This is a genomic window from Pseudoalteromonas sp. OF7H-1, from assembly GCF_022347825.1.
GTDB lineage: Bacteria > Pseudomonadota > Gammaproteobacteria > Enterobacterales > Alteromonadaceae > Pseudoalteromonas > Pseudoalteromonas maricaloris.
Genome location: NZ_JAKRFX010000036.1, coordinates 1 through 2,083 on the forward strand (window position 1 = coordinate 1; position 2,083 = coordinate 2,083).

The following is a 2,083-nucleotide window of genomic DNA, read 5'->3' on the forward strand; positions in this document are numbered from 1 at the left end:
TTAAATTAGACTGTGTCATGTATGGACTCCTTATTTGGTAAAAGTGTTTTGCAATATCTTTATACCGTACTCTCCCGTTAAGGGGGAGGAGTCCATACATCTCCCACAAACCAAGAAAAGAGCCAAATACGTGTCTTCACCAAATCCACACCCACAAAAAAGCCGCCCTTTTTGCAAAGGGCGGCTTTTCAATATTTGCTAAGTCGCGCTCAAGCGCGACCTACAAACCCTTGGCTCATCTATTTTAACTAAAGCAAGTAGGAGCGGCTTCACGCCGCGATCTTTAGATGCTTGCCAGCGGCTACAAACAATTTGTAGCAGCGACTTTATGTCGCGACTTGTTTTTTGAGTCCAGCCTTCAACTTTACCTCATGTCGCCTTGCCGACGTTCAATAAGAGAGCTTAAATCATAAACAGCTATGCTCTTACTAACTCGCCAACAACGGTCAATCCCCTTAAAAACCCATTTCACAACCAGCGCCTATGCACTCAACACTATTGTCGTGTTCAAAGAATTCTAGGTCTTCACTTTTGCTTACATCAACTATTTTTAGTGAGTTATTTAGAAGGTTTAGCTCTATTAAACTTACCTGTTTGCGCAAGTCTATCTTTTTGAGTTTATTATTCGGCAAAAAAAGTATTTCAAGCTTGGAGTTAGCTGTTAAATCGATAGTGTTTAAGCGGTTGTTGCCAGCGTATAGTGCAGCTAGGTTCTTATTATGGCTTATGTCTAAAGAGCTAAATTGGTTCGCATCTAGATTTAGTTCGCTGAGCACCTTGAGCTTACTTAAATCTAGACTTTCTAACTGATTATTAGCAAGTTCAAGGTCACGAATACCACTCGGCATATTCACTTTTGTGAGCTTATTACCTGACAGGTTAAGTCGATACAGCTCGGGATTTACAAGCGTGAATTCGCCTGTCAGCTTGTTATCTTCTGCATCTAGCCATTCAAGCTCACTGTTATTACTTACATCGACTTTTGAGAGCTTATTACCACTAAGCATTACAGTCTTTAGTTTTGCGTTCTTACTAACATCAATACTGGTTAGGTTATTTTGGCTCAAATCAACCATAAAAAGTTGTGTGTTGTGACTTATGTCGATTTCTATCAGTTGATTTGGCTTTTTCTTAGCGGCAGGTCTGCTAGTGATACCGCCAATTTCACCCACAATAAAGCTATCACCTTCATTACTTAAGATTAATTTTTTTAAGTTGCTAAAATGCCTAAGTCCTTTGGCCGAGGTAATTCCGTAGTCACGACAGCGTATTTCAATCACCTCCCCTACTGTTTTATAGCCACTTTCTTGCAAACATTTTAAAAAGTTAGCGTCTGTAACCACGCTTTCTAATGCCGTATTATCATTAGCCGAAGCGACACTAACAATCCCAAGATTTAATACAAGTAAAGACACAAAAGCGACTTTAAAGCGTGCAAAATTCCTTTTTAACATTATTTCACCTTCAATTTTCAAAAGTATAATCAAGTGGTTGAGTCAGAGTTTTCACCACAAAAAATCAAAGAGTGCATAATACAGGTTATTTGAGGCCTGTACCTATAAAAATAAGCATTAGTTATGAATTAGAAACTTTAAATTACATTAAGGCAAAAGTGCACACACGCAACAAGGTCAAGGTATCGCCCACGACAACCAAATGACCAAGCTCTTCTATTTTAACTAAACCGTGTAGAAGCGGCTTCACGCCGCGATCTTTTGATAGTTGCCATTTAAGGCTACGAACAATTCGTAGCAGCGACTTTATGTCGCGACTTGTTTTTAAATCCAGCCTTCAACTGTACCTTTTGTCGCTTCGCCGGCAAGGCAATATCGGAGAGGCACATTATTTATCGCCATAAATGGCGACTTACGTAGAGATTTGGTGTGAAGTCACAGTTATTCGCCGCTATAAGGGATCGCGGCGTGAAGCCGCTTATATGGACTCCTCCAATTGTATAAGCCATTTTTAGCATTATTGGTGTGATTGCGTGCTTATATCCGGGCTCTTGATGAGGTGCTACCTCGGCCTCTTTGATGTATTCGCGCCCTTGTGCCTTCTCTCCCACGCGGTATTTGTATACACC

2 protein-coding genes are annotated in these 2,083 nt (G+C 40.4%); both read right to left on the reverse strand.

All coding sequences use genetic code 11. The annotated features are described in order from the left end of the window. Positions 1-455: 455 nt before the first annotated feature. Positions 456-1,454 (reverse strand): hypothetical protein, encoded by a 999-nt coding sequence (locus tag MHN30_RS23670; RefSeq protein WP_239361303.1) that lies wholly within the window; start codon positions 1,452-1,454, stop codon positions 456-458. Between the two features lie 392 nt (positions 1,455-1,846). After that, a partial coding sequence (locus MHN30_RS23675) for a hypothetical protein (protein ID WP_239361305.1) occupies positions 1,847-2,083 on the reverse strand: 237 nt, incomplete at its 5' end.

What these genes read in the sequence shown, in the direction of transcription:
- MHN30_RS23670 (WP_239361303.1), bottom strand. Translation starts at nt 1,454, where the DNA reads ATGTTAAAAAGGAATTTTGCACGCTTTAAAGTCGCTTTTGTGTCTTTA.